Origin of the sequence: Mumia zhuanghuii (assembly GCF_042681565.1) — a bacterium.
Classification (GTDB): Bacteria; Actinomycetota; Actinomycetes; order Propionibacteriales; family Nocardioidaceae; genus Mumia.
Map to the genome: position 1 here is coordinate 1,501,605 of NZ_JBHUFT010000008.1, position 26,433 is coordinate 1,528,037.

At 68.8% G+C, this 26,433-nt stretch carries 31 protein-coding genes; 9 read left to right on the top strand and 22 right to left on the bottom strand.

Features of this window, described 5'->3' with window-relative positions; genetic code table 11:
- Positions 1–82: 82 nt before the first annotated feature.
- The 6 genes from ACFSDF_RS15720 (at position 83) to ACFSDF_RS15745 (ending at position 4,137) form a co-directional block, all read left to right on the top strand.
- Positions 83–589 carry a D-alanyl-D-alanine carboxypeptidase family protein gene (locus ACFSDF_RS15720; protein ID WP_243842989.1) on the top strand — a complete coding sequence of 169 codons (507 nt, stop codon included), beginning with the start codon at positions 83–85 and terminating at the stop codon, positions 587–589.
- Positions 586–981, top strand: a complete 396-nt coding sequence (locus ACFSDF_RS15725) for a VanZ family protein (RefSeq protein ID WP_243842988.1) — start codon at positions 586–588, stop codon at positions 979–981. The genes ACFSDF_RS15720 and ACFSDF_RS15725 overlap by 4 nt, the downstream gene beginning before the upstream one ends.
- A gap of 245 nt (positions 982–1,226) precedes the next feature.
- On the top strand, positions 1,227–2,204 hold the full coding sequence (locus ACFSDF_RS15730) for an ArsR/SmtB family transcription factor (protein ID WP_167004120.1): 978 nt from the start codon (positions 1,227–1,229) through the stop codon (positions 2,202–2,204).
- 68 nt (positions 2,205–2,272) lie between these two features.
- Complete coding sequence (locus tag ACFSDF_RS15735) at positions 2,273–3,178, top strand: DUF1838 family protein (RefSeq protein WP_167004117.1); 906 nt, start codon at positions 2,273–2,275, stop codon at positions 3,176–3,178.
- A gap of 46 nt (positions 3,179–3,224) precedes the next feature.
- The gene (locus ACFSDF_RS15740) at positions 3,225–3,620 is read left to right on the top strand and encodes a DoxX family protein (protein ID WP_243842987.1); all 396 of its coding nucleotides are present in this window, start codon (positions 3,225–3,227) and stop codon (positions 3,618–3,620) included.
- Between the two features lie 55 nt (positions 3,621–3,675).
- Positions 3,676–4,137: a GNAT family N-acetyltransferase gene (locus tag ACFSDF_RS15745; protein ID WP_377158189.1), complete on the top strand. Its 462-nt coding sequence runs from the start codon at positions 3,676–3,678 to the stop codon at positions 4,135–4,137.
- A 185-nt stretch (positions 4,138–4,322) separates the two neighbouring features.
- Here ACFSDF_RS15745 and ACFSDF_RS15750 read toward each other — a convergent pair whose 3' ends face one another.
- The 15 genes from ACFSDF_RS15750 to ACFSDF_RS15820 all read right to left on the bottom strand — a co-directional run bounded on the left by ACFSDF_RS15750 (position 4,323) and on the right by ACFSDF_RS15820 (position 17,660).
- Entirely contained in the window at positions 4,323–4,883 is a 561-nt protein-coding gene (locus ACFSDF_RS15750) for a DUF1269 domain-containing protein (RefSeq protein ID WP_377158191.1), read from the bottom strand.
- Positions 4,884–4,968: 85 nt separating this feature from the next.
- Positions 4,969–5,364 carry an SHOCT domain-containing protein gene (locus ACFSDF_RS15755; protein WP_377158193.1) on the bottom strand — a complete coding sequence of 132 codons (396 nt, stop codon included), beginning with the start codon at positions 5,362–5,364 and terminating at the stop codon, positions 4,969–4,971.
- An 84-nt stretch (positions 5,365–5,448) separates the two neighbouring features.
- A complete protein-coding gene (locus ACFSDF_RS15760; protein WP_377158195.1) occupies positions 5,449–6,360 on the bottom strand; it encodes an alpha/beta fold hydrolase in 912 nt (303 codons plus the stop codon).
- Complete coding sequence (locus ACFSDF_RS15765; protein ID WP_377158197.1) at positions 6,357–7,118, bottom strand: 3-hydroxybutyrate dehydrogenase; 762 nt, start codon at positions 7,116–7,118, stop codon at positions 6,357–6,359. Before ACFSDF_RS15765 ends, ACFSDF_RS15760 begins: the two co-directional genes overlap by 4 nt.
- On the bottom strand, positions 7,115–7,783 hold the full coding sequence (locus ACFSDF_RS15770) for a TetR/AcrR family transcriptional regulator (protein ID WP_167004101.1): 669 nt from the start codon (positions 7,781–7,783) through the stop codon (positions 7,115–7,117). The genes ACFSDF_RS15765 and ACFSDF_RS15770 overlap by 4 nt, the downstream gene beginning before the upstream one ends.
- On the bottom strand, positions 7,780–9,354 hold the full coding sequence (locus ACFSDF_RS15775; RefSeq protein WP_167004098.1) for a class I adenylate-forming enzyme family protein: 1,575 nt from the start codon (positions 9,352–9,354) through the stop codon (positions 7,780–7,782). Before ACFSDF_RS15775 ends, ACFSDF_RS15770 begins: the two co-directional genes overlap by 4 nt.
- Positions 9,351–10,430, bottom strand: a complete 1,080-nt coding sequence (locus tag ACFSDF_RS15780; RefSeq protein WP_167004095.1) for a branched-chain amino acid ABC transporter permease — start codon at positions 10,428–10,430, stop codon at positions 9,351–9,353. The genes ACFSDF_RS15775 and ACFSDF_RS15780 overlap by 4 nt, the downstream gene beginning before the upstream one ends.
- Positions 10,427–11,302, bottom strand: a complete 876-nt coding sequence (locus tag ACFSDF_RS15785) for a branched-chain amino acid ABC transporter permease (RefSeq protein ID WP_167004092.1) — start codon at positions 11,300–11,302, stop codon at positions 10,427–10,429. Before ACFSDF_RS15785 ends, ACFSDF_RS15780 begins: the two co-directional genes overlap by 4 nt.
- Positions 11,299–12,033, bottom strand: a complete 735-nt coding sequence (locus ACFSDF_RS15790) for an ABC transporter ATP-binding protein (RefSeq protein ID WP_377158200.1) — start codon at positions 12,031–12,033, stop codon at positions 11,299–11,301. The genes ACFSDF_RS15785 and ACFSDF_RS15790 overlap by 4 nt, the downstream gene beginning before the upstream one ends.
- Entirely contained in the window at positions 12,030–12,794 is a 765-nt protein-coding gene (locus ACFSDF_RS15795; RefSeq protein ID WP_167004089.1) for an ABC transporter ATP-binding protein, read from the bottom strand. The genes ACFSDF_RS15790 and ACFSDF_RS15795 overlap by 4 nt, the downstream gene beginning before the upstream one ends.
- A gap of 31 nt (positions 12,795–12,825) precedes the next feature.
- Positions 12,826–14,016, bottom strand: coding sequence for a substrate-binding domain-containing protein (locus ACFSDF_RS15800; RefSeq protein WP_167004087.1), 1,191 nt, complete (start codon positions 14,014–14,016; stop codon positions 12,826–12,828).
- 158 nt (positions 14,017–14,174) lie between these two features.
- Entirely contained in the window at positions 14,175–14,867 is a 693-nt protein-coding gene (locus ACFSDF_RS15805; protein WP_377158203.1) for a response regulator transcription factor, read from the bottom strand.
- Complete coding sequence (locus ACFSDF_RS15810; protein WP_377158205.1) at positions 14,864–16,021, bottom strand: sensor histidine kinase; 1,158 nt, start codon at positions 16,019–16,021, stop codon at positions 14,864–14,866. The genes ACFSDF_RS15805 and ACFSDF_RS15810 overlap by 4 nt, the downstream gene beginning before the upstream one ends.
- Positions 16,022–16,026: 5 nt before the next feature.
- Complete coding sequence (locus ACFSDF_RS15815; protein WP_377158207.1) at positions 16,027–16,746, bottom strand: ABC transporter permease; 720 nt, start codon at positions 16,744–16,746, stop codon at positions 16,027–16,029.
- Complete coding sequence (locus ACFSDF_RS15820; protein WP_377158209.1) at positions 16,743–17,660, bottom strand: ABC transporter ATP-binding protein; 918 nt, start codon at positions 17,658–17,660, stop codon at positions 16,743–16,745. The genes ACFSDF_RS15815 and ACFSDF_RS15820 overlap by 4 nt, the downstream gene beginning before the upstream one ends.
- 200 nt (positions 17,661–17,860) lie before the next feature.
- Between ACFSDF_RS15820 and ACFSDF_RS15825 the strand changes: the two genes are divergently transcribed.
- Positions 17,861–18,967 (top strand): hypothetical protein, encoded by a 1,107-nt coding sequence (locus tag ACFSDF_RS15825; RefSeq protein ID WP_167004072.1) that lies wholly within the window; start codon positions 17,861–17,863, stop codon positions 18,965–18,967.
- 71 nt (positions 18,968–19,038) lie between these two features.
- On the opposite strand, the gene ACFSDF_RS15830 is transcribed toward ACFSDF_RS15825, so the two are convergent.
- Positions 19,039–19,674, bottom strand: coding sequence for a hypothetical protein (locus ACFSDF_RS15830; protein WP_377158211.1), 636 nt, complete (start codon positions 19,672–19,674; stop codon positions 19,039–19,041).
- A gap of 184 nt (positions 19,675–19,858) precedes the next feature.
- On the opposite strand from ACFSDF_RS15830, the gene ACFSDF_RS15835 reads away from it, so the two are divergent.
- Positions 19,859–21,004 carry a sensor histidine kinase gene (locus ACFSDF_RS15835; RefSeq protein ID WP_377158213.1) on the top strand — a complete coding sequence of 382 codons (1,146 nt, stop codon included), beginning with the start codon at positions 19,859–19,861 and terminating at the stop codon, positions 21,002–21,004.
- Positions 21,001–21,684: a response regulator gene (locus tag ACFSDF_RS15840; protein ID WP_377158215.1), complete on the top strand. Its 684-nt coding sequence runs from the start codon at positions 21,001–21,003 to the stop codon at positions 21,682–21,684. Before ACFSDF_RS15835 ends, ACFSDF_RS15840 begins: the two co-directional genes overlap by 4 nt.
- 4 nt (positions 21,685–21,688) lie before the next feature.
- On the opposite strand, the gene ACFSDF_RS15845 is transcribed toward ACFSDF_RS15840, so the two are convergent.
- The 6 genes from ACFSDF_RS15845 to ACFSDF_RS15870 all read right to left on the bottom strand — a co-directional run bounded on the left by ACFSDF_RS15845 (position 21,689) and on the right by ACFSDF_RS15870 (position 26,218).
- On the bottom strand, positions 21,689–22,132 hold the full coding sequence (locus tag ACFSDF_RS15845) for a DUF6069 family protein (RefSeq protein ID WP_377158217.1): 444 nt from the start codon (positions 22,130–22,132) through the stop codon (positions 21,689–21,691).
- 20 nt (positions 22,133–22,152) lie between these two features.
- A complete protein-coding gene (locus tag ACFSDF_RS15850; RefSeq protein ID WP_377158219.1) occupies positions 22,153–22,953 on the bottom strand; it encodes an SRPBCC family protein in 801 nt (266 codons plus the stop codon).
- Positions 22,950–23,528 carry an ArsR/SmtB family transcription factor gene (locus ACFSDF_RS15855; protein ID WP_377158221.1) on the bottom strand — a complete coding sequence of 193 codons (579 nt, stop codon included), beginning with the start codon at positions 23,526–23,528 and terminating at the stop codon, positions 22,950–22,952. The genes ACFSDF_RS15850 and ACFSDF_RS15855 overlap by 4 nt, the downstream gene beginning before the upstream one ends.
- A 146-nt stretch (positions 23,529–23,674) precedes the next feature.
- A complete protein-coding gene (locus ACFSDF_RS15860) occupies positions 23,675–23,953 on the bottom strand; it encodes a hypothetical protein (RefSeq protein WP_377158223.1) in 279 nt (92 codons plus the stop codon).
- Positions 23,954–24,189: 236 nt separating this feature from the next.
- A complete protein-coding gene (locus tag ACFSDF_RS15865; RefSeq protein WP_377158225.1) occupies positions 24,190–25,404 on the bottom strand; it encodes a cation:proton antiporter domain-containing protein in 1,215 nt (404 codons plus the stop codon).
- 76 nt (positions 25,405–25,480) lie between these two features.
- Positions 25,481–26,218, bottom strand: coding sequence for a MalT transcriptional regulator family protein (locus ACFSDF_RS15870; protein ID WP_377158227.1), 738 nt, complete (start codon positions 26,216–26,218; stop codon positions 25,481–25,483).
- Positions 26,219–26,433 lie beyond the last annotated feature (215 nt).

Genomic DNA, 26,433 nt, shown 5'->3' on the forward strand with positions numbered 1-26,433 from the left:
GATGGTAGGGACCCGCCGCCTATCGTCGCCGTATCGAAATCCGCGTACGTGCTGGCAACACCACCTTTCTTTGACTGGTGGCATGTCCCGCAACCACGCAAGACGCGCCCTCGCCGTGACGATTGCCGTCGCGGCGCCCGTGCTCTGTCTCGGCTGCAGCCCGGCCGCTGATCCGCCGGAGCAGACCCGTGCGGCGGTGGCGAACCTCGACCCGAAGCTCCTCGCCGCCCTGCGCGAGGCCGCGGCTGAAGCGGCCGACGACGGGGTCGAGCTCGAGGTCACCAGCGGATGGCGCTCGACCGGCTACCAGAAGCAGCTCTTCCAGGAAGCAGTCACGCGGTTTGGATCGGACCACGCGGCCGAGCGATGGGTCGCGCGTCCCGGCACCTCGGTGCACGAGGACGGCGACGCGGTCGACATCGGTCCGTCGTCGGCTGCGACATGGCTGGCCGAGCACGGCGCCTCCTTCGGGCTGTGCCGGATCTACGGCAACGAACCGTGGCACTTCGAGCTGCGTCCCGATGCGATCGCCGAGGGGTGTCCGGAGACCTACGCCGACCCCACGCACGACCCGAGGCTGCAGCGGTGAGCAGGCCGGCGCTGCGTACGACGCTGGCCGAGATCGGCATCGTCTGCGGGACGCTGCCATGGGTGTGGCTCACTCTGCGGCCGGCTGGCGGCGCCGCGCACGGCACGGTGAGTCTCGTGCCGCTGCGGGACCTGTCGAGCATGCCGCCCTACCAGATCGTCGGGAACCTGCTGGTCTTCGCGGCGCTCGGTTTCTTCGCCCCCGTACGGTTCAGCGCGCTCGCGTGCATCCCCCGTACCGTCGCCGTCGCGGCAGTCTGCTCGGTCCTGATCGAGACCGCGCAGTACGTCGCACAACAGGGCCGGGTGTCCTCCGTCGACGACGTCCTGCTCAACACCGCCGGCGCCGGGCTTGCCGCTCTCGCGTCCCGCCGATGGTGGCGCCGGCGGTGAGGAGTTCTGATCCGTCAGGAGCTCAGAGCTTCCGGCAGACGTTGGGGTCCTGGTCGCCCTCCCACGCATCCTGGCGGTGCAGCATCGCGTACCGGGTCCCCGGGCCGTAGACGCCGTCGGCAGTGATGCCCGCGATCTGCTGGACGCGCTTGACCGCGGAGCCATTTCGACGAGGCTTGAAATGCGGTGGGCGGTGAGTCCCTGAGTCTGTGACTCTTCTCGGAAGCCTGACCAAGGGGGATTCAGTGCTTCGCATCCACTTCAGTGAGCTCGATCTTGCCCGGACCAGGGTCACCGCCCAACCCGACCCGATGTGGGAGATCGCCTCGAGCCTGCACCGATTCCAGACTCGCCGGGGGCGCTGGGCGCACGAGCGCTGGCACAAGCACGCCCTTCATACGCTGCGCGACACCGCACTCGGTCGCACCGTCCGCACTCTGCTCATGCCGCTGTACCCGCGGGCCCAGTACTTCCCGGACTTCCTCACTCCTGGGGAGGGCGCGGACAGCCTCGACGCAGGGCTCGACGCGATCCTCGCCCTCCCGGAGAGCCAGGTCACCCAAGAGATCTCACGGCTCGATCTCCGCAAGGGAAACGGGCCGATGCTGCGTGCTCTCGCGGAGCCGCGAGAGCGACGTGTCCTGACCGAGACGCTGCGTGCCTACCACCAGGTCGTGATCGAGCCGGTCGCCAGCGAGATGCAAGCCCTGCTCGACGGCGAGCGGGCGGTGCGCTCTCGCCATCTGCTGGATGGGGGAGTGGATGGCCTTCTCCGAGGTCTAGGCCCAGCGTTCCGCTGGCAGCCGCCGGTTCTCAGCGTCCTCGACCACATCGACGATCGCGATGTCCACCTCGGCGGACGCGGGCTTCGCCTCGTCCCTTCGTACTTCTGCTGGCACCAGCCAGTCACCTTCGCAGACCCGTCGCTGCCGCAGGTCCTCGTCTATCCGCTGCCGCGTACTGCTGCGGACCACGTCGCGGCTTACCCGGAGCGGGCGCTTGCTGCCCTCATCGGTGGCAGCCGCGCTCTCGTGCTGGCGGCCTGCGCGGCCGGCGCCACCACCTCCGAGATCGCGCGCCAGCTGGGGATTTCGGCCGCGACGGTCAGCTATCACACTCGTACGCTGCGCGAGGCTGGGCTGATCAGCAGTCGACGCGACACCGACTCCGTGATGCACTCCGTCACCCAGCTCGGCATCGAGCTGATGCGCCAGACCCGTTGAGGCGCCGCACGGTGCTAGCGTCCCTCCACCACCGCCCGCGGAGGGCGGCGCTGACGAAGGGACCCACCGTGACCAGCTTCGTACCGCTCGACCTGGCCGCATCACCGCGAGACAACCTGTACGCGTTCGGCAAGACGTGGGGGACCTTCGGCGACGACCCTTTGATCTCGACGTTCCACGGCACGATGTACGCCTCGATTGGGACGTCGAGGCAGCAGCCGTTGTTCGGGTACGCCGGCACCGGGATCACGAAGGTTCGCTTCGTCGGCGAGGGCGCGGACGAGCGGCTGCAGATGCGCGGCAAGGAGACCGGGTTCTTCTACGACCTGCGGACGGGTGAGGTCATCGAGACCTGGGACAACCCGTTCACCGGTGAGACCGTCGACGTCTTCCCGTTCCTCAACGACAAGATCGGCGGCGAGCTGACCCTCGAGATGCCGAGGCTGTTCGTCGGTGACGCCGAGGAGCACGGCGTCGCGATGAACGAGAACGTCGATGCCTCCGACGACGGGTCGTTGCCGTTCCTCCTTCCGTGGGCGGTGTACGGGGACGAGGTGCTGCTGGAGTGGGACTACGCTCACGAATATCCGAACCCGGTCACGCCGTCGGGTTGGCCGCGCTCGTCGACGGGCGCGACGATCAATCCGTCGGAGCACTTCGTCATCTACACGTCCAAGCGTGAGCTGGAGGACCGCGACCTCGCCTCGGCGCACTTCCGTGCTGGCTTCTCGCGGGTCTCGCCGTTCTGGCCGTGGATGCGGATGGGCGGCTCGGGACTCGAGGGCGGTGTGATGACCGGGCGCTTGCACAGCCGCAAGACGATCCGCGGGCTCGACGACGTGCCGCCCAAGATCCGTGCGTACACCGAGAAGCACCACCCGGAGTTCTTCGAGGCGCCGGAGGGCTGGGACGTGTCCGGCCCGATCCTGTCGTCGTGGGAGGCGTACGCCCGCGACACCCCGCGCGAGGCGTAGCCGCCGCGATCTGTCACACGGAGCGATCGCCCGGTGTCTTCATGGCATGACCATCGAGATGAACGTGGTGTTGTGGATCGCCACCGGTCTGCTGGCCGTGGTCGCCTTGGTCGGCGGCGTGACCAAGACCTTCGTCCCCAAGGAGAGGCTGGCCGCGCAGCACGGCGGCGAATGGACCGCTGACGCGAGCGTCGGCTTCGTCAAGACGCTCGGTGTCCTCGAGCTTCTTGCCGCCGTGGGCCTCGTCCTGCCCGCCCTTGTCGGTGCTGCGCCGGTGCTCGTACCCGTGACTGCAGCCTGCTGGGTCGTCCTCATGGTCGGCGCGATGATCACTCACGGCCGTTTGGGGCAATCCTCGCTCGTCGTGCTCACCGGGGGCTACCTCGCCCTCGCGGCCTTCATCGCGTGGGGTCGCTTCGGGTCCTACCCGCTCGTGAGCTGACTGGCAGCGCCCGGGGTCGTTGCGCGGCTTGGGCGTACGGAGGATCGTGAGGTGCGTGCCTGACGTGATTCCCGTACCCGCCGAGCCTGCGGACGCGACGGCCGTACGCGAGCTGGTGCGCAGCGCGTACGCGCCGTACGTCCCGCGCATGGGGCAGGAGCCGGCACCGATGAACGCCGACTACGCGCGTGACATCGAGGACGGGGACGTCCACGTCGTACGCGAGGCCGGCGAGCTCGTCGCTGTTGTCGTGACCCGCGGGGGAGGTGACCACCTCCTGGTCGAGAACATCGCGGTCGTACCTGCGCGGCAGTCGCGGGGACTCGGCCGCGGGATCTTGGCCTGGGCCGAGGCCCGCGCGACGAGTCGCGGGTACGACGAGGTCCGCCTCTACACCCACGAGACGATGGTCGAGAACATCGCCTTCTATCAGCGGCACGGTTTCGAGATCACGCGCGTTGCTGCGGAAGACCCGTTCCGGCGGGTGCACATGCGGAAGGTGTGCGCGGCTCGCTGAGGTCGAAGATCAGCGTCCGAGCGCGTGCAAGGTTTTGGCAGCCTTACCGCGGTCGTCGTCGGTCGCGGCGCGGAGGCTCGGCTTGGTCGATCTCGCGCTCGCACCGGGGCTGACCGACAAGCAACGCTGCGCCGATGACCAGAGTGGCGAGTCCCGCAGTCCGGCTCGCCTGCAGCGCGGCTTCTTCATTCATCCTGCTGGGCCTGCTTGGCCGCCGCCTTGATGTCATCAGCCTCGACCGTGTCGATGGCGGACTCGATGATGGCGTCGGCCCGCTCGAGAGCCTTCCGGATCTTGACGGCGCCGGGGTCGGAGACGAGCGCGAGCAGGCCGGAGTGTCCGGGCGGGATGGCGTTCTCGAGCTGCTGCTCGAGCTCGCCGTGGTGGTGGCGCTGACGCAGCTTGCCGACGAGGGCGCCCGCGGAGCCTCCGACGACCGCGGTCCCGAGGATCGATGGCGGGAAGATCACGCCGAGCGCAATGCCCCCGACCACGCCCCACTTGAGCCCGGTCTTCGTGCTGTGGTCGGTTGCCTTCTGGACTGCCAGCTTGCCCTCGGCCGAGCGGGTCACCACGACCACGCCCTCGATCTCGACAGTGCGGCCGTCTTCGGTGGCCTTGAGGGTTTCGTACGCCTCCCATGCCGCGCTGGTGTCACTGAAGTCTGCGACGAGGAGGGTGTAGGCGCCGTCGGAGACGACGGCCGCGTTGATGTCAGGGTTGGGGGTGTTGCTGTCGTCCGACATGGCGAGCTCCCTTGATCGATAGGGCTCTCACTCTTCGGCGGCACGAACGCTGCGGCATCACCCGATGCGGGTGATGCCGCCGGCGTCACGCGAGAGCCTTGGCCTTCAAGGTCTCGTACTCGCCCTGGTCGATGGCGCCGGAGTCGAGGAGCGCCTTGGCGCTGGCGATCTGGTCGGTTGCCGACGTCGAGGTGCTGGCAACCTGCTTGATGTAGTCGGCTTGGGCGGCTTGGACCTCCTGGGCCTTGGCCTGCTGCCGTTCGGTCATGCTTCGGCCGCGTGCGATGAGGTAGATCAGAGCGCCGACCCAGGGCACGAAGATGAGGAGCACTGCCCATCCGGCCTTCGCCCAGCCGCTGAGCGTGTGGTCGCCGAACATGTCGAACAGGCACCGGACCCACACCATGAATGCGGCGATCCAGATGAAGAACCAGAAGGACCAGAGAAGGACATCTCCGAAGTCATTGGTCACGGAGTCCATGGCAGCCTCTTCTCCTAGAGCCGGGTCGCTGTCGACCGGGTAGACGGAGTGTGGCAGAGCCTGGCGGGCTCGGACAGTCTGAATTCACGGGTGGGATGTTTCTGGGGTGGTCAAGGCAACCTCGTCACGCACCAGTTCTGCGACCGCGTCCGCGCCGCGTGCCGACAGGACGAGCGTGTAGTGGTTGGCGTCGTCGACCCGGTGGTGCCGGATCGTGGGCTTGTCGGCGAGCAGTGCGGGGATCCGCTCGTCGGCGTACAAGCCGGGCTTCTCGTCGAGCAGCCCTCGGGGCACCGTGACAAAGAGTGTCGAGTGCCGCAGGTGCGCGATCGCCTGCGCAGGGGCGGCGCCTGCGTTGAGGTCGACGGTGTCCTCGGACATCGTCGCGTAGCTGGTTGCCGCCCGCAGCGCCGGTGGTTCCCCGACCAGGTCGTACGCGAAGTAGTCCTCGAGCTCCGAAGACCAGCCGTCGGCGAAGGCGGGGTGCCTGCGCCAGAACGCGAAGTAAGCCTCGACATCGGCGAACTCCATCGCGAGCCGCTCGGCGGTCGGCCCGAGAACGGTGGCGATCACCTCGTCTGCGTCGAGCCCCTCGGGGACGTCCAGCGGGAGCCCGCCGTCCAGCAGCACAAGGCTGCCTACTCGGTCCGGAAACTGGTCAGCGAGCACGCACGCGACGAAGCCACCCATCGAGTGCCCGATCACGGTGACCGCATCGGCACCGACGGCGTCCAGCACGGCGACCAGGTCCCGCGCGTGCGCCGTCATGCCCGCGGGCCCCTCGACGCCGTTGCTGCGACCGCGGCCGCGCAGATCGGGGGCGACCAGACGGACCTCGGGGAGCCGCTCGGCGAGGAGGTCCCATGACCGGTGCGACGCGGTGACCCCGTGCACCAGCAGCAGGGTGGGCGCTGAGGGGTCGCCTGCGTCCCAGACGCCGACCCGCAGGTCGCCGCCGGGCACCGGAACGTCGATCGTGCGGTACGGGCGCGTCATCGGGCGGTCCACCCGCCGTCCATCGTGTACGAGGCACCGCTCACCATCGCCGCGTCGTCGGAGCACAGCCACGCGACGAGGGAGGCAACCTGCTCGGGTTCGATGAGCCGCTTCACCGCGGACTCGGTGAGCATCACCTTCTCCACGACCTCGTCCTCGGGGATGCCGTGCGCGGCCGCCTGATCGGCGATCTGCTTCTCGACGAGAGGAGTGCGAACGTACCCGGGGTTCACGCAGTTGCTCGTGACTCCGTACGGGCCACCCTCGAGCGCGGCGACCTTCGAGAGTCCCTCGATCCCGTGCTTTGCGGTGACGTAGGCGACCTTGTACGCGCTGGCGCGCAGCCCGTGCACGCTCGACAGGTTCACGATCCGCCCCCATCCCCGGTCGCACATGCCGGGAAGCACAGCGCGCACCAGCAGGAACGGCGACTCGACCATCAGCCGCTGGATCAGCCGGAAGTCTTCGGGTGCGAACCTCGCGATCGGGCTCACCCGCTGGACCCCGGCGTTGTTCACCAGGATGTCGGCGTCGAGGGCCAGCTCGTCGAGGGCCGTCGTGTCCGCCAGATCGACCACCCACGCGTGCGCGCCGAGCTCGTCGGCGATCCGGGCGGTCGCGTCGGGATCGACGTCCGCGACGGTCACCTCGGCACCGCGCTCGGCGAGCACACGAGCGCAGGCGAGACCGATTCCGCTGGCACCTCCGGTGACGACGGCGCGGCGGCCGTGGAGCGTGCGGTCGGGACGATCGGTCATGAGGTCTCCTTCGGGGCCAAGCCGTCGTTGACGAGGCGCATCATCTCGGTGAGAACGTGGTCCGGGACGTGGGAGGGCGGCTTGCCGTCGGCGTTGCGCTCCCACAGCAGGTAGCGCATGCCGAGGAGCTCGCCCATGCCCATCAGGGCCCAGGCCGCGACCTCAGGGTCGATGTCGCTGATCTCGCCTGCCGCCTGCGCCTTCGCGAGACCGGCGCGGTATCCCTCGACGATCCGGGTGTAGTGAAGGCGCAGCATCTCCGGCGACACGAACTCGGCCTCGCGGACGACGCGATACAGCGCGGGGTGCTGGGCGGTGAACTGGAAGAACCCCGCAAACCCGGCGCGCTCGGCCTCGAGGCGGTTCTGCGCTCCCTCCATCGCCTCCGCCATCGAGCGTCGGACCCGACGGTTCAGGTCGACGACGAGGGCTTCGAAGATGGCCTGCTTCGACTCGAAGTAGAGGTAGAAGGTGCCGAGCCCGATGCTGGCACGCTCGGTGATCTTCACGATCGAGGCCTCGTGGTAGCCGAGCTCGGCGAACACGTCCTCCGCAGCAACGAGGAGCCGCGCACGTGTTGCCTCGCCTCGTTTCCCGAGCGGCTTCCCTTGGGCAGACGAGACCGTCTCCACCTCGTCGAGCCCGAAGTCCTCTGTGGCACTCATGCCTGCCCCCTGTTTGCCATGGCGTCCGCCTGCAGTCGCGGCCGGACAATCTTTCCAAGCGCGGTACGCGGAAGCGTCGCGCGTACGTGCACGTACTTCGGGATCTTGAACCCGGCGATCGACCCTCGGAGGTAGGTCCGGATCTCCTCGGCAGTGAGGGGAGCGCCAGATCGCGGCACCACGAAGGCGGCGCCGACCTCACCCCACACCTCGTCGGGGACACCGACCACCGCGACCTGCTCCACGAGGGGGTGCGACGCGATCGCCGCCTCGATCTCGGCGGGCGCGATGTTCTCCCCGCCGCTGATATAGAGGTCCTTCAACCGGCCGACGATCCGAAAACGACCTGCCGCGTCGCGGTCGGCCAGATCACCCGACGTCAGTCGTCCGTCGACGAGTGCTTCTGCTGACGAGCCGGCATCACCTAAGTAGCCGACGAAAAGGCTCGGCCCTCGGACCCACAGCTCGCCGGTGCCTGGACCGACCACGTCCGTACCGGTGACGATGTCGCGCAGCCCGACTTCGACGTACGGGTAGGGGTGCCCGACGGACCCGGGGTTCGCCTCGGCCTCGTCGGCGCGCAGCATCAGCACGTTCGGGCCGGCTTCGGTAAGGCCGTAGCCCTGCGCGATCCCGACACCGCGATCCGCCCACCGTCGCCACAGCCCGTACGGCATCGCCGACCCGCCGGACATGGCTGCGCGCAGGCTCGAGACGTCGGTGTCGGCGAACGCAGGATCTTCCGCGAGGAGGAGGTACTGCGTCGGCACCCCCATCATCGCCGTGACCCGTCGTTCGGTGATCAGGCTCAGGACACGCGACGGCTGGAACGAGCGTTCGAGCACCACGGTCGCGCCGGCGCGCCAGGCCAGGAGCGGCTGGATGTTCCAGGCGGCGACGTGGAATTGCGGCAGGGTCGCCAGGACGACGTCGGAGGAGGTGATCTCGACAGCCTGTCCGAGCGCGAGGTTGTTCCAGAAGCAGCTCGCGTGGGTGAGGACGACCGCCTTGGGCTGCCCCGCACTGCCCGAGGTGACGATGATCAGCAGCGGGTCGTCGTCGCGCACCGGCCGGTGTGCGACGCCGGAGTTGTTGGCCGCGTCCGCTCGTACGGACAGCGGGACGGCCGCCTCCACGCCTGTCGTCCCGAGCTCGGCCACGGGCGGCGGTGTCCCTAGCCGCGACACGGCGTCGCGGCCGAGCGCGGAGTACTCGTCCTCGACGAGGAGGATCGCAGGGTCCACCCTCTCGAGCAGGTCGGCGAGCTCGATCGCGGTCAAACGCCACGACAGCGGGACCAGCGCGAGCGCCGCCTGAGCACAGGCGAAGAAGACGACGACGTGGTCGATCGAGTTCCCCGTCAGCGTCGCGACCCGGTCACCCGGGGCGTACCCGGCAGTCTGCAGGGTACGGGCGAGGTCGCTCGAGCGACGGGCGAGTGCGCCGTACGTGATGGTGACGCCCCGATCGTCGATGGCGACGGCGTCGGGTTCCTGCCGGGCGCGGTCGGTCAGCCATCGCCCGATGGTGTGGGCACCCGCGTCGGCACTCTGCCACGTCGCGTGGGTCATGCCGCCGACTCTGCCGGCGAAGACTCCTCGCGCGGGCGTTCGTGCCGAGACCGCGTACGGGTGGCCGCCGCAGTCGCCCCTGCGATGCCGCCGGGGAAGAACATGACCACGAGGATGAACAGGGTGCCGAGGATGAACATCGGCTCGGAGAGCGGGACCCGCAGCACATCGGGCAGTGACTCGACCGCATCGGAGTGGGCGAACACCGACAGGCGCTGGTTCAGCAGCGTGTAGAGGACGCCCCCGACGATGACGCCCCAGCGCGATCCGACTCCGCCGAGGACGACCATCACGAGGATCGTGATCGTCAGGTCGGCCGACACCGAACGCGGGACGGCGCCGCTCTGCAGCAGCAGGTAGGTCGCACCGGTCAGCGAGGCGAGCACGCCGGCGACGGTGAAGACCATCAGCTTCGCGGCGTACGGCGAAAGCCCGAGGACCCGCACACGCAGCTCGTTCTCGCGCGTCGCCGCAGCGACGTGGCCGACCCGCGAACGATCGATCCAGACGACGATCACGTAGACGAGGACGAGCATCACCAGCGTCAGCCAGTAGAGGTTCCGCGTGTTCGCGACCCCGACCATCCAGTCCGGGACGTGGTCGGTCGGGAGGCTGAGGCCTTCCTCACCGCCGGTGGCCCCGCCGGGGTTGCGACGGACGAGCACGGAGCCGGCCTGGGCGAAGGCGAGGGTGACCATCGCGAACGGGATGCCCGTGACGCGCAGGCTGATCGCCCCCGTCACCTGAGCCAGCACGAAGCCGCCGACCAGCGTCACCAGCAGCGCCGACCACAGCGAGAGGCCGGTGTGCTCGAGGACGATCCCCAAGCCGTACGCGCCCGCGCCGAACGCCAGCGCGTGACCGAACGAGAGGAGACCCGCGGTGCCGAGCAGCAGGTTGTACGAGAGTGCGAGGGCGGCGAACACCATGCACAGCGCGAGCAGGCTCAACGCGCCGGGCTGGTAGGTGGGCCCCGGCAGGACGCCCGGGATCTGCAGGTTGACCAGCGGCAGGATGGCCATGACGACGACCACCGCCGTACCGCCGACGACGGGTCCGATCCGTAGGCGGCTCATGCGCGGGCTCCCATCAGTCCGGTAGGCCGTACGAGAAGCACGGCCGCAAGCGCGAGGACGACCACGAAGTCGCCGGTCCCGGACAGGTAGTAGTTGGCGAACTGCTGGAGCATGGCCACGAGTACGGAGGCGACGGCCGCGCCCGTGAGGGAGCCCAGCCCGCCGATCACCGTGACGATGAACGCGAAGATCAGGAGAGAGCCGCCGAGGCTAGGCGACACGTAGCCGAAGTAGTGCGACGCGAGGACGCCCCCGAGTCCGGCCGCTGCGCCACCGATGGTGAAGACGAGCGTGAACGATTTACGGACGTCGATCCCGAGGGCGGTGACCATCGCGCGGTTCTCCACGCCGGCGCGGATGATCATCCCGTAGCGGGTGTGCCGCAGGAACATCACGATCGCGATGAGCACCATGGCGGCGACCGCGATCACCACGAACCGGTCGTTGGGGATCCGGGCGCCGGCGATCCCTGTGGTCTCGTCCAGCCATGCGGGGCCACGGATGAAGCGCGGGTCCGACCCCCAGATGCCTTCGAACAGCGCCACCGTCGCCAGCGAGAGGCCGACGGTGACGAGGACCTGCTCGATGTGGCGCTCGTACAGCGGCCGGATGAGGACGAGCTCGGTGAGCGCAGCCACCAGCGCACCAACGGCGGCTCCCACCAGCATCGACGTCGCGAACCCGAGCCAGCTCGTCGCGTCGATCTGCTGAGCGACCATCCAGCCGAGGAACGCGCCGAGTGTGAGGAAGCTGCCGTGCGCGAAATTCAGGACGTGCATCAGGCCGTAGATCAGCGAGAGGCCCGAGGCGACGAGGAAGTAGAGGGCGCCGAGTCCCAAACCGGTCACGGCGAGCAGGACGACCGTGCTCATCGGGTCACCTCGCTCGTCGTCTCGCCGTGGACGCCGAGGAGCCGTGTCGTCAGCTCTTCGTCGTCCAGCAGTGCCGTGGCGTCGCCGGTGTGGACCACACGGCCGCTCTCGATCACCACGGCCGCGTCGGCAAGGCGTCGTACGACGTCGAGGTTCTGCTCGACCAGGAGGATCGGCACCGTCTTCGCCGCCTCCTGGAGGGCCTCAGCAACCTCGTTGACGACGCGCGGAGCGAGGCCCTTCGTCGGCTCGTCGACGAGAAGGATCTGGTTGTCGTTGATGAGGGCCCGGGCGAGCGACACCATCTGCTGCTGGCCTCCCGACAACGTTCCTGCCATCTGATCCCTCCGGGCGACGAGGTCGGGGAACAAGGCGTCGACGAGGTCGCGCCGCGGGTGTGCCGTCCGCTCAGCCAGCCGGATGTTCTCAGCGACGGTGAGCTTCGAGAAGACCTCCCGGTCCTCGGGGACGTAGCCGACTCCGCGCTGCACGATCTTGTACGTCGGCAGCCGGTCGATGCGCTCACCGGCGAGCCGGATGTCGCCTGTGCGGTGAATGAGGCCGAGGATGCTCCGCAGCGTGCTGGTCTTGCCGACGCCGTTGCGGCCGAGGATCGCGGTGACCCCGTACGGCGGCACGGTGAGGCTGACGTCCTCCACCACCTGTTGACCGTCGATGTCGCCGGCAAGATGCTCGACGACGAGCACCGGGTCGCTGTCTGTCATGGTCATGCGTTCGTCCCGAGGTAGGCGTTCTGGACTGTCGGGTCGGCCATCACTGCCGAGGGTGTGTCGTACGCGAGGACGTGTCCGAAGTGCAGGACCGCCACCTTGTCGACGAGGCCGAGAAGCACGTCCATGTGGTGCTCGACCATCAGGACGGTGCACCCCTTGTCGCGGTGCAGCGAGTGGATGATCGCGCTGAGGCCGGCGACGTCACCGGACCCGACGCCCGCCATCGGCTCGTCGAGCAGGATGACGGACGGGTGGGAGGCGAGGAGCATGGCGATCTCGAGCTTGCGCTTGTCGCCGTGCGAGAGCCCGCCTGCCAGGACGTCCACCTTGTCGGCGAGCCCGACCTCGTCGAGATGGTCGAGCGCCGCCTTGGTCGCGGCGTCGGTGCGCCGGGGGAACCGGACGACCGAGAGGCTGCCTCCTCGCGAGACCTGCGCCGCCAACCTCACGTTCTCGAGAACGCTGAGGTCGGGGAACAGGCTCGAGGTCTGGAAAGTACGGCCCAGTCCCGCCCGTGCCCGGCTCGCGACCGGCATCGTGGTGATGTCCTTGCCGTCGAGCAGCACGGATCCGTCGGTGGGGGTGATCAGACCAGAGACCGCGTTGAACAGCGTGGTCTTGCCTGCGCCGTTCGGGCCGATGATCCCCACCATCGAACCGCGGTCGACGGCGAGGTCGATCCCCTCGAGGATGGTCGCTCCTCCGATCCGCAGGCCAAGGCTGCGGATCTCGAGCGCGGGCGTGGCTGGTGCCGTCATTTCGTCGTTGTTCCTTGTCCGAGTCGGACCGTCACGGGGCCTCGGGCGGGGCGACCTGGTCGGACGGCACGGCCGCGACCAGCTCTGGCTTGAACCCGTCTCCGTCAGCCACGAGCTTCGCCTGGAACATGTCCTGGACCAGCGCGTGGTCGCTCGCGCGCACCGTGGTCTTGCCCTTGGGGCCGTCGAACGACCATCCCTCGAGTGCCTTGACCATGGCGTCGACGTCGCCGTCGCCCTCCTCGATCGCGCGGACGATCATCTGACCGGCGACGAAACCGTCCGGCGAGAAGAGGTCGGGCTTGCTGCCCTTCTCCTCGAGGTACGAGACGAGGGCCTTGTTGACGTCATTGTCGCTCGCCGTGCCGAAGTAGTGGCTGAGGAAGCTGATCTTCTCCGAGGCCGGTCCGTACGCCCCGTACGTGGCGATGTCACCGAGGCCGGTCACGACCGGGGCAGCGTCGAACACACCCTGCTGCTCCAGCGACTGCCACAAGCTGCCGGAGGTGGCGCCCGCCCACGCGACGAACACGAGATCGGGCTTGGTGTTGACGACCTGGCGGGCGAAGGAGGTGAACTCGGTGACGTCCTCGGCGACCAGGACGGGCTTCACGTTGCCGCCCAAGCCGTCGGCCCCGAGCACCGCCTGGACCGCCGCGACGTTGCCCTGACCGAAAGCGTTGTCCTGCGCGAGCACAGTGATCGTCTTGCCCTGCACCTCGTCGAGGAAGGTGGCCGCCGTGGCGACGTCCTGGAAGCTTTGACGTCCAGAACGGAACGTGTAGTCGTTGATGCCCGTCACGGCGTCGGCCGCCGCCGGGCCGGAGATGTAGAGGACCTTGTTCTGCTTGGCCTGCTCGGCCAGTGCGAGGGCGACGCCGGAGGACGCAGTGCCGGCGATGATCTTCACGCCGTCGCCGATGTACTCCTTGGAGAGCTGCACCGCCTTGTCGACGTCGGCGGCGTCGTCGCCCTCGGTGATCTTGATCTTCGTGCCGTCGACCTTGCCCGAACCATCGGTGGCGTAGTCGAGGCCCGCCTCGAGTCCGTCGAGGTATGCCTTTCCGTACGCCGCGAGGGGACCCGACTTCGATGTGATGACGCCGACCTCGATGGTGCCGCCGTCGGCCGAGGCGTCGTCCGATGACGGTGCGCATGCCGCGAGCGTGAGTGCTGCCGCGACTGCCGCGACAGCGAGTCGGGTGTTCTTACGTGTGCTCATGTCCGTGCCTTTCCTCCCTGAAAGGGCCCGAACCTGAAACCTGATTCGGGTCGCAGGAAACCTAGCTCGCAGGGTGATGTGCTGTCAAACACGTCGCAGGAGTCTGCGTCGACAAGGAGACGCAGAAGCGTGTCGATGACGACGAGTGCGAAATGAGGTCACATGTTTTCGTGGGTGTCGTCGAAGGTGTCGACCGCGCTGACCAATCCATTCGCGTAGGCGAGGATGACCAGCTGCACCCGGTCGCGCGCGGCGAGCTTGGTGAGCACGCGTCCGAGGTGGCTCTTCACGGTTGCCTCGGTGACCACGAGCTTCTCGGCGATCTCGGCATTCGTGAGGCCGTGGGCGACCGAGACGAGCACCTCGCGTTCGCGCTGGGTCAGGGTGTCGAGCAGCGGTGATCGGCGTACGGGGAGCGGCGGGCGGGCGGCGAACTCCCGGATCAGTCGGCGGGTGATGGTGGGCGAGAGCAGCGCGTCGCCGGCATCGACGACTCGGATGGCTTCGGTGAGGCGGTCGCGTGGTGCGTCCTTGAGGAGAAATCCGGACGCGCCGGCGCGCAGTGCGCCATACACGTAGTCGTCGAGGTCAAAGGTGGTGAGGATCAAGACCCGTGGGGCGTGCTCGCAGTCGGGCGCCGTGAGGCGTGCGGTCGCCGTGACGCCGTCCATGACAGGCATCCGCACATCCATGACGACCACGTCCGGCCGCAGTGCCGCCGCCCGCTCTACCGCCTCGACACCGTTCTGTGCCTCGCCGACGACCTCGATCCCGTCCTGGATGCTGAGAAAGAGTCGAAGGCCCGTCCGGATCAGATCCTGGTCATCGGCCAGCAGCACCCGGATGCTCACGGCGCCACCCTAACGGGCACGACGGCGACGACGCGGAATCCGCCCTCGGGACCTGCAGCAGCTTCGAGGGTTCCGCCGAGAAGTCGAGCACGTTCTCGCATTCCCACGAGTCCGTGGCCGGCGCAGGACGACTGCGCGACGGGACCCACTCCCCGGTCGGACACTTCGACATCGATGCGGCCGCGTCGGGTCCTGAGTCGGACCCGGGCGTGGTCGGTCTTCGCGTGGCGTAGGACGTTGGTGAGCGCCTCCTCCACGATCCGAAAGACCGAGAGGCCGACTCCTTCGTCCAGGGCCGGGCTTTCACCGTCAATCTCAAGGTCGACCGTGAGCCCGACGGCGCCGAAGCTGGCCACCAGCTCTGGCAGCTCGGCCAGACCCGGCAACGGCCGGTGCAGCGCCGCACCTGAAGCGGCGGCTTCGCCGGAGCGCAGGATCGTCAGCAACCGGCGGAGCTGAACGATGCTCTGTTCACCGCTGGACTCGACTTGTGCCAGGACGCTGGCAGCGGCTTCGGGTTCAGTCGACAGGACGTCTCGCGCGCCGCGTACGCCCACCAACATCACCGTGACAGAGTGCGCGACGATATCGTGGAGCTCCCGCGCGATCTGTGCGCGTTCCTCGTGCGCGGTGAGCGCCGCCCGTTGTTCGCGCTCGACCTGCGCGGCGATGGTGCGGGCGCGGAGGTCGGCATGGTGCAGGCGCCGACTCCGAAGAGCTGCGCCCGCCGCCCACACCGCCACCGGCGGCGGCACCGAGGTCACCGAGAGCGCCACCAGCACCGCGGTGGCACCGATCAGCGCAAACACGGCGACGCGGGTCCGACAACGCTCGGCGACGGTGAAGAGTGCGACGCAGACCAGCACTCCACCTGGGGACGCATCCAGGGCGAAAAGGGTGCCGGTGGCGGCGAGCGTGGCAGCCAGCAGCACCATCGGATGCTGTCGCCGCCAGAAGAGCGCCGCACCGACTGCCACGGTGAGGATCACCGGCACCGGCCGGGCGGTCGATTCGTCGTTGTAGAGCAGGCTCAGCTCGCCCACGACGCCGACGACGACGCCGAGCAGGTCCGCCAGCACCCGCTCGGCGCGAGGGCTGAGCCAGCGGCCGTCCCCCGGCGTGGTCAGCATGCGGGGGACGGCGAGCCGGGTCATGACCGTCACCCTAGATCTCGACGGCTCTCAGCGAGTATCGCGATCAGAGTGAGCCCGACGGCCCAGGCGGCAAGCGCCGTGGCCGACTCCGAGAAGGAGTGCGTTGCGCCATGCACGCCACGGGTGAGCACCTGCATGCTGCCGGAGGGGGTGTAGTCGACCGCCGACGCGTCGATCGTTCCGACGAGTGGAGGCGCGACGAAGTAGACGACGATCCCCGCCACCACCGCCGCGATCTGGTTGCGGAGCAGAGCGCCGAGGGCCGCGCCAACCAGCACCGAGAGCGCGCCGGCGAGAACACATCCTGCGGCCAATGGCACCAAGTGGTCCGCGGTGAGGTCAGGACCGGGATGGTGGCCGTTGACGATGGGTACGCCGAGGGCGAAGGCGGCAACAGTCGTGAGCACCGCCACGGCCAGTCCGACGACGAGGGTTGCGCCGAGCCGGACGGCCGTGACCGTCGTGGAGCTCGTGCCGGAGACGAGGACGGTGGGTGCCGCAGTGCGATGCCGGAACTCCGCGGTGACGGCCACGGCGCCGAAGAACAACAGGAGCATCGGCATCCCGCCGAGCGCCTCTTCTTTCTCACCGATCTCGTCGAGCGTTCCGGAAGCGAGCCCGACCGCGACGACGTTGAGGATCGCCAGGACGACTGAGCCGAGCGCGAACCAGAGCGGCGTACGAATCGTCAGGAGCTTGCGCACCTCGCCCACCGCAATCCTCATGACTGCGCCCCCGTCAGCTCGAGATAGACGTCTTCGAGAGAGGTCGACTGTGGTGTCAGCTCCTGGAGTGTGACCTGTTCTCGGCGGGCCAGGTCAGCGAGGGCGGAGGCATCGAGACCGGTGACGAGGAACCGGCCGTCGGCCGACTCCACCGAGATCTGGCCGCCCGCGCGTACGACGCTCTCCGTGAAGTGCCCTCCATCCTCGGTGCGGACCCACACGCCGGCGGCGGGGGAGAGATCCGCAACCGCGCCGGAGTAGACCACGCGGCCCCGCTTGACGACGACGATGTCGTCGACCGCGCTCGCCGGCCCGCTGAGCTGGTGGCTGGAGACGAGGACCGCACGCCCGCGCTCCGCCCGGTCGCGCAGCAGCGTACGAAGCCAGTGGATCCCCTCCGGGTCGAGGCCGTTCGCAGGCTCGTCGAGCAGCAAGACGTCGGGATCACCCAGCAACGCGACTGCCAGAGCGAGTCGCTGCCGCATGCCCAGGGAGAAGGTGCCGACTCGGCGACCCGCCACCTCGGTCAAACTCGAGATCGCCAATACCTCCTCCACCCGGGTGCCGGGGAGTCCGGCGAGCCCAGCGAGGATGCGCAAGTGTTGTCGCGCGGAGCGCCCGGGATGCGCCCCGCACGACTCGATCGCCACGCCCACGGTGCGGGCATCGGGGCGGCGGTCGGCCAGCGGCGTACCGGCGAGCAGCACGCGGCCGGATGTCGGGCGCGACAGACCGGCCAACATCGCCAGCACGGTTGTCTTGCCAGCACCGTTGGGCCCGAGGAAGCCGGTGACGGCGCCGTAGCGCACGGTGAAGGAGACGTCGTCGACCGCAGTGAGTCGGCCGTACCTTTTGGTCAGGCCTTCCGCTGTGATGACCGCGGAAGGCGGGGAGTGGGTGGATGGTCTCGTCATGTCGACAACGGTCCCGCTCAGGAGGGTGCTGAGTCATCCGACTGGAGACCACACTTTGTCTGCCACTCAGGTCGGAGAAGCGAGAGGGGTGCTGGCGAGTCAGAGCGCCTCTTCGCGTGAGCTGCTGAGCGACTTACGCTGGCTTCAGCGCCTGCGCCTGACCCCGACTCGGGGTCCGGTCTCAGATGAGGGAGACGCGCATGAACAGATTCACCCGTTCGTTCCTCGCGATCAGCGCCGGATTCCTCCTGGCGCTCGGGGCCCTGAGTCCGGTCGCCACCGCGACCGCAACGCCCGGGCAAACCGCGGTCTCCGCTCGCGGGCCCCTGGTCGAGATCCCGGCGAAGGCGGCAGTCCAGCGGGCAGTCCCTCCCAGCGAGTGCTCGGGCACCCTGCTCGACGACTACGTCGACGGGCTGCTCGGCGACATGACGAACGCACAGCTCGCCTTCCTCTTCGCCCACCTCGACACCCTGCTGAACGTTCCGACGTACGATGCGCTGTTCTTCGGCACCACCGGTGACCCGGACTACGCGCTCGAGTCGCACACCCACCAGCTCCAGAACACCTTCCGTGACCTGCGGCGGTTCTGGGACATCGAGTCTGACGACATCCAGCTGATGGCGATGCACGGGGACGTGCTGCTCGACGCCGACCGCATCGCAGCCACACTGACGGCCATGGTGGCGGCAGGGGAGATCGCCCCGATGACGCCCGCCGCGATCGCCCTCGAAGCCCAGACCGTCGCGACCTTCATGCAGTCGCAAGGGGGCTTCTACGACAACCCGCTCTGGACTTTGAACGCATTCGCGTTCACCGGCGAGGGGGAGTCCGATCCGGTGATCTCGGCGCTGCCGGACAAGCTGGTCTTCGGCGACGGCATCCTCGCGGCGTACGACGCCATCGGCCTCGGCGACGTCGGCCCGCGGGTGATCATGGCGCACGAGTTCGCCCACCACGTCCAGTACGAGCTCGGCGTCTTCGACACCGGTCCGTCGGATCCTGCGGCGGCCACGCGCCGTACCGAGCTGATGGCCGACGCCATGGCGTCGTACTACGGCACCCACAAGCAGGGTCTCGCGATGAACAAGAAGCGGGTCACCGACGCGCTCCTGAGCTTCTACACCGTCGGTGACTGCCAGTTCGCCAGCCCGGGTCACCACGGGACACCGCTGCAGCGCGAGCGTGCCGCAGCGTGGGGTGCGGATCTCGCCGCCGCGGCCCAGCCCCGAAGCTACGTGCTCCCGGCTGAGACCTTTGTCGCGCTGTTCGAGGCTGCTCTGCTGGGCATCATCTCGGGGCCGTAGCCGCACAAAGCGGTGCGCTCACGCGTCAGGAGTGACGAAGGCCAGGCATCATCGTGATGCCAGGCCTTCGGTCAGACCAGCGACTCCGCCGGTCGCTCGCCGCCCCGGCTCACGCTCGGCCGCCGATGGGACACCGCCCAGATCCCGAAGACCAGCAGCCACAGCAGGTAAGCGCCTGCCGTGAAGTACAACGCCGCGGTGAGGGCGCAGAGGCCGGCCAGCACGGTGAAGACGCGCAGCCAGACGGGCATCTCTGCCTTCGCCGCCAGCAGCAGTGCGACGATGCCGATGAAGAAGGCCGGTGCCGGCCCCGCGCACAGGTGACCGATCGTGCCGATCGTGTACGCAACCGACTGCGGAATCTCTTGTGCCTGCTCGCCGCCTTCGGCCATCGCGACCTGGAACCCGCCGAGCAACCACAGGCCGGTGACCGCGGTCGCCACGCCAGCGACGCACAGGCCCCAGATCAACCCGCCGACTCGTTCGAATCTGTCGCGGACCGCCCAGCCGAAGACGAGAAGCCCCAACGAGGCGAGGGCGCCGACGGTGTACAGGACGAAGTCGAGGTTGCGGTGGTGGCCTTCGATGAAGGCTTGAACATCGGCCTCGTGAAAGGTGCCGCCCATCGTGCCCGCAAAGCTCCAGGCGACGATGCCGGCAAGGAAGACGAGCAGTCCGAGGCCCGCACTGCGTGGGATGGCGTTCATGATTCCTCCTCAGAGTGACGAGAGGTAGTGGGGTCGGTTCGATCCGACCGACCGCTTCGACGCTAGGCGGCTGTCGACGCGCACGTCGTCGTCGGCTGGGACGAGATCTGCTGACTGCGAGGAGGAGGCCGAAATCCTCCCGAAGGAGGACGCGCCGCGACATCTCTGGAAGTAACGTCGGGATGTGACCCGCAGGCATTGGGCCTTCGACATCGCAGTCGCGATCGCCGTCGGCGTGCAGGGGCAGGCAGAGGCATGGTGGGGCTACGGCGAGACCCACCGGCAGGGTCCGTTATGGGCACAGTCGGCGCTGTACGCGGTCCTGGCACTGCTCCTCGTCATCCGCCGCTGGCGCCCGCTCACCTGCCTGGTGGCGATGACGGCGGCTTGTGCCGTCGAGCATGCGCTGTACGGGGCGCCGGAGGGGTTCGCGGTCGCCCTGGCGCCCCTGATCGCGACGTACACGTGCGCGCGGTGGCTGGAGTGGCGACGCTCCTGGATCGCGCTGGCGCTCGCGCCGGTGGCGTGGCTTAGTTGGTCGGCGTTCGATCCGATGAACGACTCCCTCGCAGACTGGTACGGCAGCAGCGTGTGGATGTCGCCCTTCGTCATCGCCTGGCTGCTCGGCGCGCTCGTCCGCAGCATCCGGATCAGCGCCGACCAGCGCCGGCAGGCACGTGAGCAGCGAGAGGCCCAGGCCGTCGCGCTGGAGCGCACCCGGATCGCCCGCGAGCTGCACGACGTCCTCGGGCACAGCGTGAGCGTCATGACGGTCCAAGCCTCCGCCGTACGTCGTCGGCTGACCCCCGATCAGTCGGTCGAGCGGCATGCCCTCGAGACCGTCGAGTCGGTCGGCCGGGAAGCCCTCGCAGAGATGCGCCGCATGGTCGGGGTGCTTCGCGAGGAGGGGACGCCGGGCGACCGCGAGCCGCCTCCCGGCATCGATCAGCTCGAGACGCTCCTCGAGAAGTTCCGCGCCGCCGGGCTGCCGGTCGACCTCACCATCTCCGGCACGCCACGCCCGCTCGCACCGGGGCTCGACCTGACGGCGTACCGGCTCGTCCAGGAAGGCCTGACCAACGCCCTGCGCCACGCCCGCAACCCACGCGCAGCGCAGGTGGAGATGGACTACGGCGAGACCACGCTACGGCTGTGCGTCAGCGACGACGGAGAACCAGCCAGGTTGGCGCATGCGGCCGTGGCCGAGGCGGGCAGCGGCCTGCTCGGCATGCGGGAGCGCGTGGCGGTGTACGGCGGCCAGCTGGTCGCCCGGCCGCTGCCCGACGGCGGCTTCGAGCTGCTCGCGACACTGCCGTTGGAGCCGGCGTGACAGCGCCCGCAGACACCGAGACCATCAGTGTGCTCGTCGTCGACGACCAGGCGCTCGTGCGCACCGGATTCCGCCTCATCCTTGAGATCGAGCCCGACCTCACGGTGGTGGGAGAAGCGGCCGACGGTGAGGAGGCGGTCGACCTCGCTGCTGCCGTCCAGCCGGACGTCGTGCTCATGGACGTGCGGATGCCGGGCACCGATGGCATCACCGCGACCGAGCGCATCGTGGCGGCGGGCGGGGAAGATGTCCGCGTCGTCATGCTCACGACCTTCGACATGGACGAGTACGTCTTCGACGCGCTGCGCGCCGGCGCGAGCGGATTCCTGCTCAAGGACGTGCAACCGGAGTTCCTCGTCGCCGGCATCAGAGCGGTGCACGGCGGGGACTCCCTGCTGGCGCCCTCGATTACCCGACGGATGATCGAGACGTATCTGGATCACCCACGTGCGATCGACCCTCGTGCTCGCAGTCGCCTCGACGCGCTCACCAACCGTGAGCGCGAGACCCTCTTCCACCTGGCCGAAGGGCTCACGAACTCCGAGATCGCCACGCGCATGTTCGTCTCCGAAACCACGGTCAAGACGCACATCGGTCACATCCTGACCAAGTTGGGCCTGCGTGATCGCGTTCAGGCGGTCATCTTCGCGTACGAGACCGGCCTCGCCGGAGAGCGCTGAAGCGTCAGCTGGTCCGTGTGCGCAGGCTCCGCGCCAGGGCGGGGATCATCACCGTCGCTGCGACGAGGTGGAGGCCGACGAGGGCGATGGCGGTCGCGGTGCTTGCCTCGGAGAGGAAGGGCGGGACCAGCGATATCGCGGTCAGCGTCACTGCCGTCTGCACGAATCGCTCGGCGGGGCGAGCGCTCCACCGAAGCAGCGCGGCGGCAATGACGACGCCGACGAGCGAGAAGAAGCCGGTCACCACGGCGAACCCGGACAACGGGATCGTCTCGCCGGCAGAGACTTCGAACTCGACGCCGACGGCCTGGGCGAGCGCGGCGGCGAGCGTGGTGGCGACGACCGTGGCGAGTGCGGCGATGGCGCCGGTTCCGATGAGCCTGCGGAACCGGTGGATCTGGCCCGATGCCGGAGGTGCGACGACCCCGGCGTCATCCGTGCTGTCCATGGCGCTCCTCCGTCAGTCGGTCACTGGCTGCGTGTCGGGACGGAGAGCCCTTGCAGCCACGACTGCCAGGCCGGCTCTTCGCGCCGTGCGTAGTCCGCGGCGTCGGCAGAGAACATGTAGGCCCGTACGGACGCCTTTGCGGTGCCGTCGCCCTCGTCGTACGCGAAGACGCTGAGCATCCCGGGCACGGGAGCGGCGAGCCGGACCAGCGTCTGATGCTCGCCGACACGCTCGACCGTGCCGGTGGCGCCGCGCAGCTCGACGGCCGCACCCACGTCGCCGAGCCCGAGCGCGTCGTGCATGGTCGACCAGAGGGTCTCCGCATCGGCGGGGTGGGACGCGGCGGCTTCCAGCGGCGTGGCCTCCTGGCCGGGGAAGTGCGCCAGATAGAGGCGCAGGTTGTCGAAGAACGGCATCCAGCCAGGGCTCAAGGTGTCCCACCACTCCGACTCCCAGTCGGCGCCGGTCCCGAAGCCGCTGCTGGTCACGCGGACGACGCAGGTGCCGCCGGACTGGGCCTCGACGAGGAACTCGGTCGTCAGCGGGCTGAGCGCGTCCGGGTCCTTGCCCATGAGGGCGGACCAGTCCTCCTCGAAGGCGAGGCGGCGCGGCGGGTCCCAGCCGGTGACGTGACCGTCCGAGCCCATCGCGGCGCCGATGGTGAAGTGCACGGAGCCGCCCTCGTGCTCCTCGAGCTCGGTCGGCAGATACCAGGAGCTCATGCCCTTGGCGGTGGCGATGGCCTGCCAGACCTGCTCCGGGGTGCCGGGGACCTCGACGCTGAACTCCAGGCGGTACGGGACGGTCGGTGTCGTACTCATGCGTTCTCCTCAGGAAGGGGGTGGGCGGCGACGACGAGCCGGTGCGGACGTCCGTCGTCGTGGTGGTAGCGAGCGGCTAGGTCGAGCACCGCAGCGGTCAGCTCGTCTGCGAAGGCAGCACGATCGGCGGCTGACCGGAAGCCGATCTTGGTGTCGATCGTGAGCGTCGGGAGGCGCTTGCCGGACGTCCCGGCCCGGCGTGCCAAGGTGCCGACCTCGCGCACCAGCCGCCCGGCGAGCGCGACGAGGTAGCCCGCCGACAGGTGGTCGGCGTTGGCGTCCGGATCGGCCGCGGACGCGCTGACGACAGCCGGCGACACGACGTACGACGACGCCGATGCCTGCAAGACCCGCTCGGTGATGCCGCCGTGGTGGCGCTCCTCGGACAGCTCCACCAGGCCGTGCGCCTCGAGCGCCTTGAGGTGGTAGTTGACCTTCTGTCGCGCGATGCCGACCCTGGCGGCGAGTCCGGCAGCGGAGGCTGGGACGGCCAGCTCTCCGAGCAGTCGGGCCCGGACCGGATCCAGGGCGGCGGCGGCTGCGTCCGCGCTCTCGATGACTTCGACGTCTTGCATGACTCCACCGTGCCCTTGACAAGAAATCTTGTCAAGGGACGATCGTCGGCCTGGTCATCGGCTCCGGGCTCACCTGTGCCCTCGAGATCCGGCTGGCGGGCCGCGCCGGTACCGAGTCGAGCTGGTGGTCGACAAAGCGCTGAGTCTCAGTCGGGGTCGTCGCTGTCGTCGAACACGTCGATCCAGTCGTCGTCGGGTTGCGGGAAGGCGTTCTCGCCGGACGCGAGAAGGCTGCGGGTGAACAGCTCCTGGTCCGACATCAGCTCCTTGAGGGCGGCTGCGAGATCGTTGTCGGCGGCGGCGCGGTCGGCGAGGACGGCGCGGCGTACGAGTTCCTTGGCGAACGAGGCGGGGCCACGTCCGCGTCGGCGAGCCGAACCCTGCTGAGTTGTTCCGTCACGATCGCGACTTCGCTCGCCGTGCATCCGAGATGACGGTCGACGACGGCGGTGAGCGGGGACGAGTCCGAGCGCCGCTCGTGCTGGTCGACGACGTCGCGCAGGAAGCGGGAGAACGTGTCGACGAAGTCAGGGACGTCGGTCGTGAGCGAACACTGCCACGTGGCGGACAGCATCCGCGCGAAGTTCCGACATCGCGCCGGAGGTCAGTGCGAAGGGTCGAGGACGCGTCTTGGGTTCTTGTGTCGAGCTCGAGATGATCGTCATGGCGCCTCTTCTCTGTCGCCAGCGGGCTTTGGTGTCGCTGGGAACCTGTTCGCGAGCGGTACGGCGGTAATCCCGTGCACGACCACGCTGACCAGCACCGCGAGCGCGATGACGGCGACGACATCGGACCCCGCGTCGTCGTGCAAGCCTTCGAGCGCGAGCAGCGCGAAGACGACGGAGGCAAGGCCTCGGGGGCCGAACCAGCCGATGAAGAAGACGCCGTACCGGCCGAATCCTGCGCCGAGAAGGGCGAGTGCGACTGGGAGCATTCGTACGAGGGTGAGGCTCAAGGCGACGTACAGGACAATGCTCCAGCTCAGGTGGTCGCCGATCATGGGAACGGCGAGGGCGCCGAAGACGAGCCAGCAGATCATGGAGGCGAGGGCCCCCGTCTGCTCGACGAAGTAGACCTCCTTGTCGCCACCCCGCCCCGCGACGTTGCCGAAGACCAGGCCGCCCACGAAGGCCGCCACGAAGCCGTTCCCGTCCACCACGAGGGCTCCGGTGTACGCGAGCAGTGCGAGAGCCAGGCCGGCGGGGCCGGCGAGCTCCTCGGACAGCCACCGTCGGCGCCGGGCTTCCTTGATGACCGCGCCGCCGAGCCAGCCGATCACGACGCCCGCGACGACGCCTACGACGAGGGCGAGGACCGCGCGGCCCGGGCTGTCCACCCCGGCGATGCCCTCGTCCGAGGCGACGCCGGCGATCGCGACGAGCACGATCGGGGTCGCGATGCCGTCGTTGAGCCCGCTCTCGACGTTGAGGGCCCCTCGTATCGGCCCGGGGACACGCGGGTTCGACATCACCGAAGCGCCGAGCGCAGCGTCCGTCGGCGCGAGTGCGGCGCCCAGCAGCAGCGCAGCCCACGGTTCGAACCCGAGCACGGTGATCGCCACGACCGTTCCGAGAGCGACGGTCAGTGGGAGCCCGATCCCGAGCAGACGGACGTACGTGCCGAGGTCCCGCTCGAACTGCATCAGCCGAACTTTCGACGCGTCGCTGAACAGGATCCAGACGAGCGTCACCTCAGCGATGGACTTCACCAGCTCGGGCTCGAGCTGGAGGTCGAAGAGTCCAGCCACTTCGGTGAACACGAAGCCCGCGGCGACGAACACGATCGGGGCGGTGAGGCCGGCGCGTTCGAGCCGGCTGGCGAGGACGCACCAGCCGAAGATCGTGACGAGTGCCACGGTCAGCGACAGGACTTCCATCGGTCATCTCCCATCACGCTCAGAGAAGCTCGTGGATCACGAATCAGGTCGCGGTGCCCGCGTCCGCCTTGCCTCGTCATGACGACGAGCCGGGCAGCCTCGGACTGGGGTGAGATGTCGCCGAAGTACGTCGCAGGAAGCGCTGCATCTTCTTGGGCAGCAGCATCGAGGACTCGCGGTAGTGCCAGCCCTCCGTCCGCTCAGTGATCGCCGCGGCTACCTCGGGGGCCACGGCGGCGTCGGCTTCGGCGAAGATCTGCTCGGCTCCGGCCGCGTCCAGGGCGAGGTCGCTCCCGTCGAGCTCGAACACGTCCCCTGACGCGCGGAACCGCGGTAGGTGCGGTTGCTCGAATCGGCTCGCCGCGACGAGCTGAGAGCCCGACGGTATCCCCGAGATCGCCACGCCGAGAGCGTCATGGCAGGCGGACGCACGGAGCTCGTGGAGGTCGTCCACCATGAGCACGAAAGGCTCCGGGCTCGACGTGAAGGCCGCGGCGAGCCGAGGTGCGGCCCGGCCCAGCACCTCCGCGCCCAGGCTGCCCATGTCGGCGACCAGGTCGATGGAGCCAGGCGAGATTTGGGCGAAGGCCGAGGCCAGCAGCGTGAGCAGAACTGTCGGGTCGTCGTCGTACCCGTCCAAGCCCGCAGCGGCGGTCACCCCGACCACGCGGCATTCGCTCGCCCTCGCGACGTCGATGATCCCCGCGCGACTCACCGACCCTGGGCGAGGCTGCGGAATGGAGAACTTGGCCTCGAGCAGTGAGCGACCGAGCCCCACCGCCGCCGAGGCCGCAGGACGCGGGACCTCCACCACACCAGCGAGCGTACGGTCTGCGGTGGAGGCTGCAATAACAATTGCGGGGGTCTACGCGTAAGGCCACTGCTCGGCCGATTGACTCCGGTGACGTTCGAGACCGTCGTCAACCCGTAGGAGCAACGAGTGCCTTCGCGCGTCCTGCAGCAGTCCCATAGAAGGTGACGCGCTGACGTCGCTGACCCGCGAGTCGACCCGTCGCCTGCGACTCGTAT

What these genes read in the sequence shown, in the direction of transcription:
- ACFSDF_RS15790 (WP_377158200.1), bottom strand. Translation starts at nt 12,033, where the DNA reads ATGACCATGACAGACAGCGACCCGGTGCTCGTCGTCGAGCATCTTGCC.
- ACFSDF_RS15845 (WP_377158217.1), bottom strand. Translation starts at nt 22,132, where the DNA reads ATGGACAGCACGGATGACGCCGGGGTCGTCGCACCTCCGGCATCGGGC.
- ACFSDF_RS15785 (WP_167004092.1), bottom strand. Translation starts at nt 11,302, where the DNA reads ATGAGCACGGTCGTCCTGCTCGCCGTGACCGGTTTGGGACTCGGCGCC.
- ACFSDF_RS15765 (WP_377158197.1), bottom strand. Translation starts at nt 7,118, where the DNA reads ATGACCGATCGTCCCGACCGCACGCTCCACGGCCGCCGCGCCGTCGTC.
- ACFSDF_RS15860 (WP_377158223.1), bottom strand. Translation starts at nt 23,953, where the DNA reads ATGCACGGCGAGCGAAGTCGCGATCGTGACGGAACAACTCAGCAGGGT.
- ACFSDF_RS15820 (WP_377158209.1), bottom strand. Translation starts at nt 17,660, where the DNA reads ATGACGAGACCATCCACCCACTCCCCGCCTTCCGCGGTCATCACAGCG.
- ACFSDF_RS15855 (WP_377158221.1), bottom strand. Translation starts at nt 23,528, where the DNA reads ATGCAAGACGTCGAAGTCATCGAGAGCGCGGACGCAGCCGCCGCCGCC.
- ACFSDF_RS15740 (WP_243842987.1), top strand. Translation starts at nt 3,225, where the DNA reads ATGACCATCGAGATGAACGTGGTGTTGTGGATCGCCACCGGTCTGCTG.
- ACFSDF_RS15755 (WP_377158193.1), bottom strand. Translation starts at nt 5,364, where the DNA reads ATGGACTCCGTGACCAATGACTTCGGAGATGTCCTTCTCTGGTCCTTC.
- ACFSDF_RS15795 (WP_167004089.1), bottom strand. Translation starts at nt 12,794, where the DNA reads ATGACGGCACCAGCCACGCCCGCGCTCGAGATCCGCAGCCTTGGCCTG.
- ACFSDF_RS15825 (WP_167004072.1), top strand. Translation starts at nt 17,861, where the DNA reads ATGAACAGATTCACCCGTTCGTTCCTCGCGATCAGCGCCGGATTCCTC.
- ACFSDF_RS15850 (WP_377158219.1), bottom strand. Translation starts at nt 22,953, where the DNA reads ATGAGTACGACACCGACCGTCCCGTACCGCCTGGAGTTCAGCGTCGAG.
- ACFSDF_RS15770 (WP_167004101.1), bottom strand. Translation starts at nt 7,783, where the DNA reads ATGAGTGCCACAGAGGACTTCGGGCTCGACGAGGTGGAGACGGTCTCG.
- ACFSDF_RS15720 (WP_243842989.1), top strand. Translation starts at nt 83, where the DNA reads ATGTCCCGCAACCACGCAAGACGCGCCCTCGCCGTGACGATTGCCGTC.
- ACFSDF_RS15800 (WP_167004087.1), bottom strand. Translation starts at nt 14,016, where the DNA reads ATGAGCACACGTAAGAACACCCGACTCGCTGTCGCGGCAGTCGCGGCA.
- ACFSDF_RS15815 (WP_377158207.1), bottom strand. Translation starts at nt 16,746, where the DNA reads ATGAGGATTGCGGTGGGCGAGGTGCGCAAGCTCCTGACGATTCGTACG.
- ACFSDF_RS15865 (WP_377158225.1), bottom strand. Translation starts at nt 25,404, where the DNA reads ATGGAAGTCCTGTCGCTGACCGTGGCACTCGTCACGATCTTCGGCTGG.
- ACFSDF_RS15760 (WP_377158195.1), bottom strand. Translation starts at nt 6,360, where the DNA reads ATGACGCGCCCGTACCGCACGATCGACGTTCCGGTGCCCGGCGGCGAC.
- ACFSDF_RS15810 (WP_377158205.1), bottom strand. Translation starts at nt 16,021, where the DNA reads ATGACCCGGCTCGCCGTCCCCCGCATGCTGACCACGCCGGGGGACGGC.
- ACFSDF_RS15775 (WP_167004098.1), bottom strand. Translation starts at nt 9,354, where the DNA reads ATGACCCACGCGACGTGGCAGAGTGCCGACGCGGGTGCCCACACCATC.
- ACFSDF_RS15780 (WP_167004095.1), bottom strand. Translation starts at nt 10,430, where the DNA reads ATGAGCCGCCTACGGATCGGACCCGTCGTCGGCGGTACGGCGGTGGTC.
- ACFSDF_RS15830 (WP_377158211.1), bottom strand. Translation starts at nt 19,674, where the DNA reads ATGAACGCCATCCCACGCAGTGCGGGCCTCGGACTGCTCGTCTTCCTT.
- ACFSDF_RS15750 (WP_377158191.1), bottom strand. Translation starts at nt 4,883, where the DNA reads ATGTCGGACGACAGCAACACCCCCAACCCTGACATCAACGCGGCCGTC.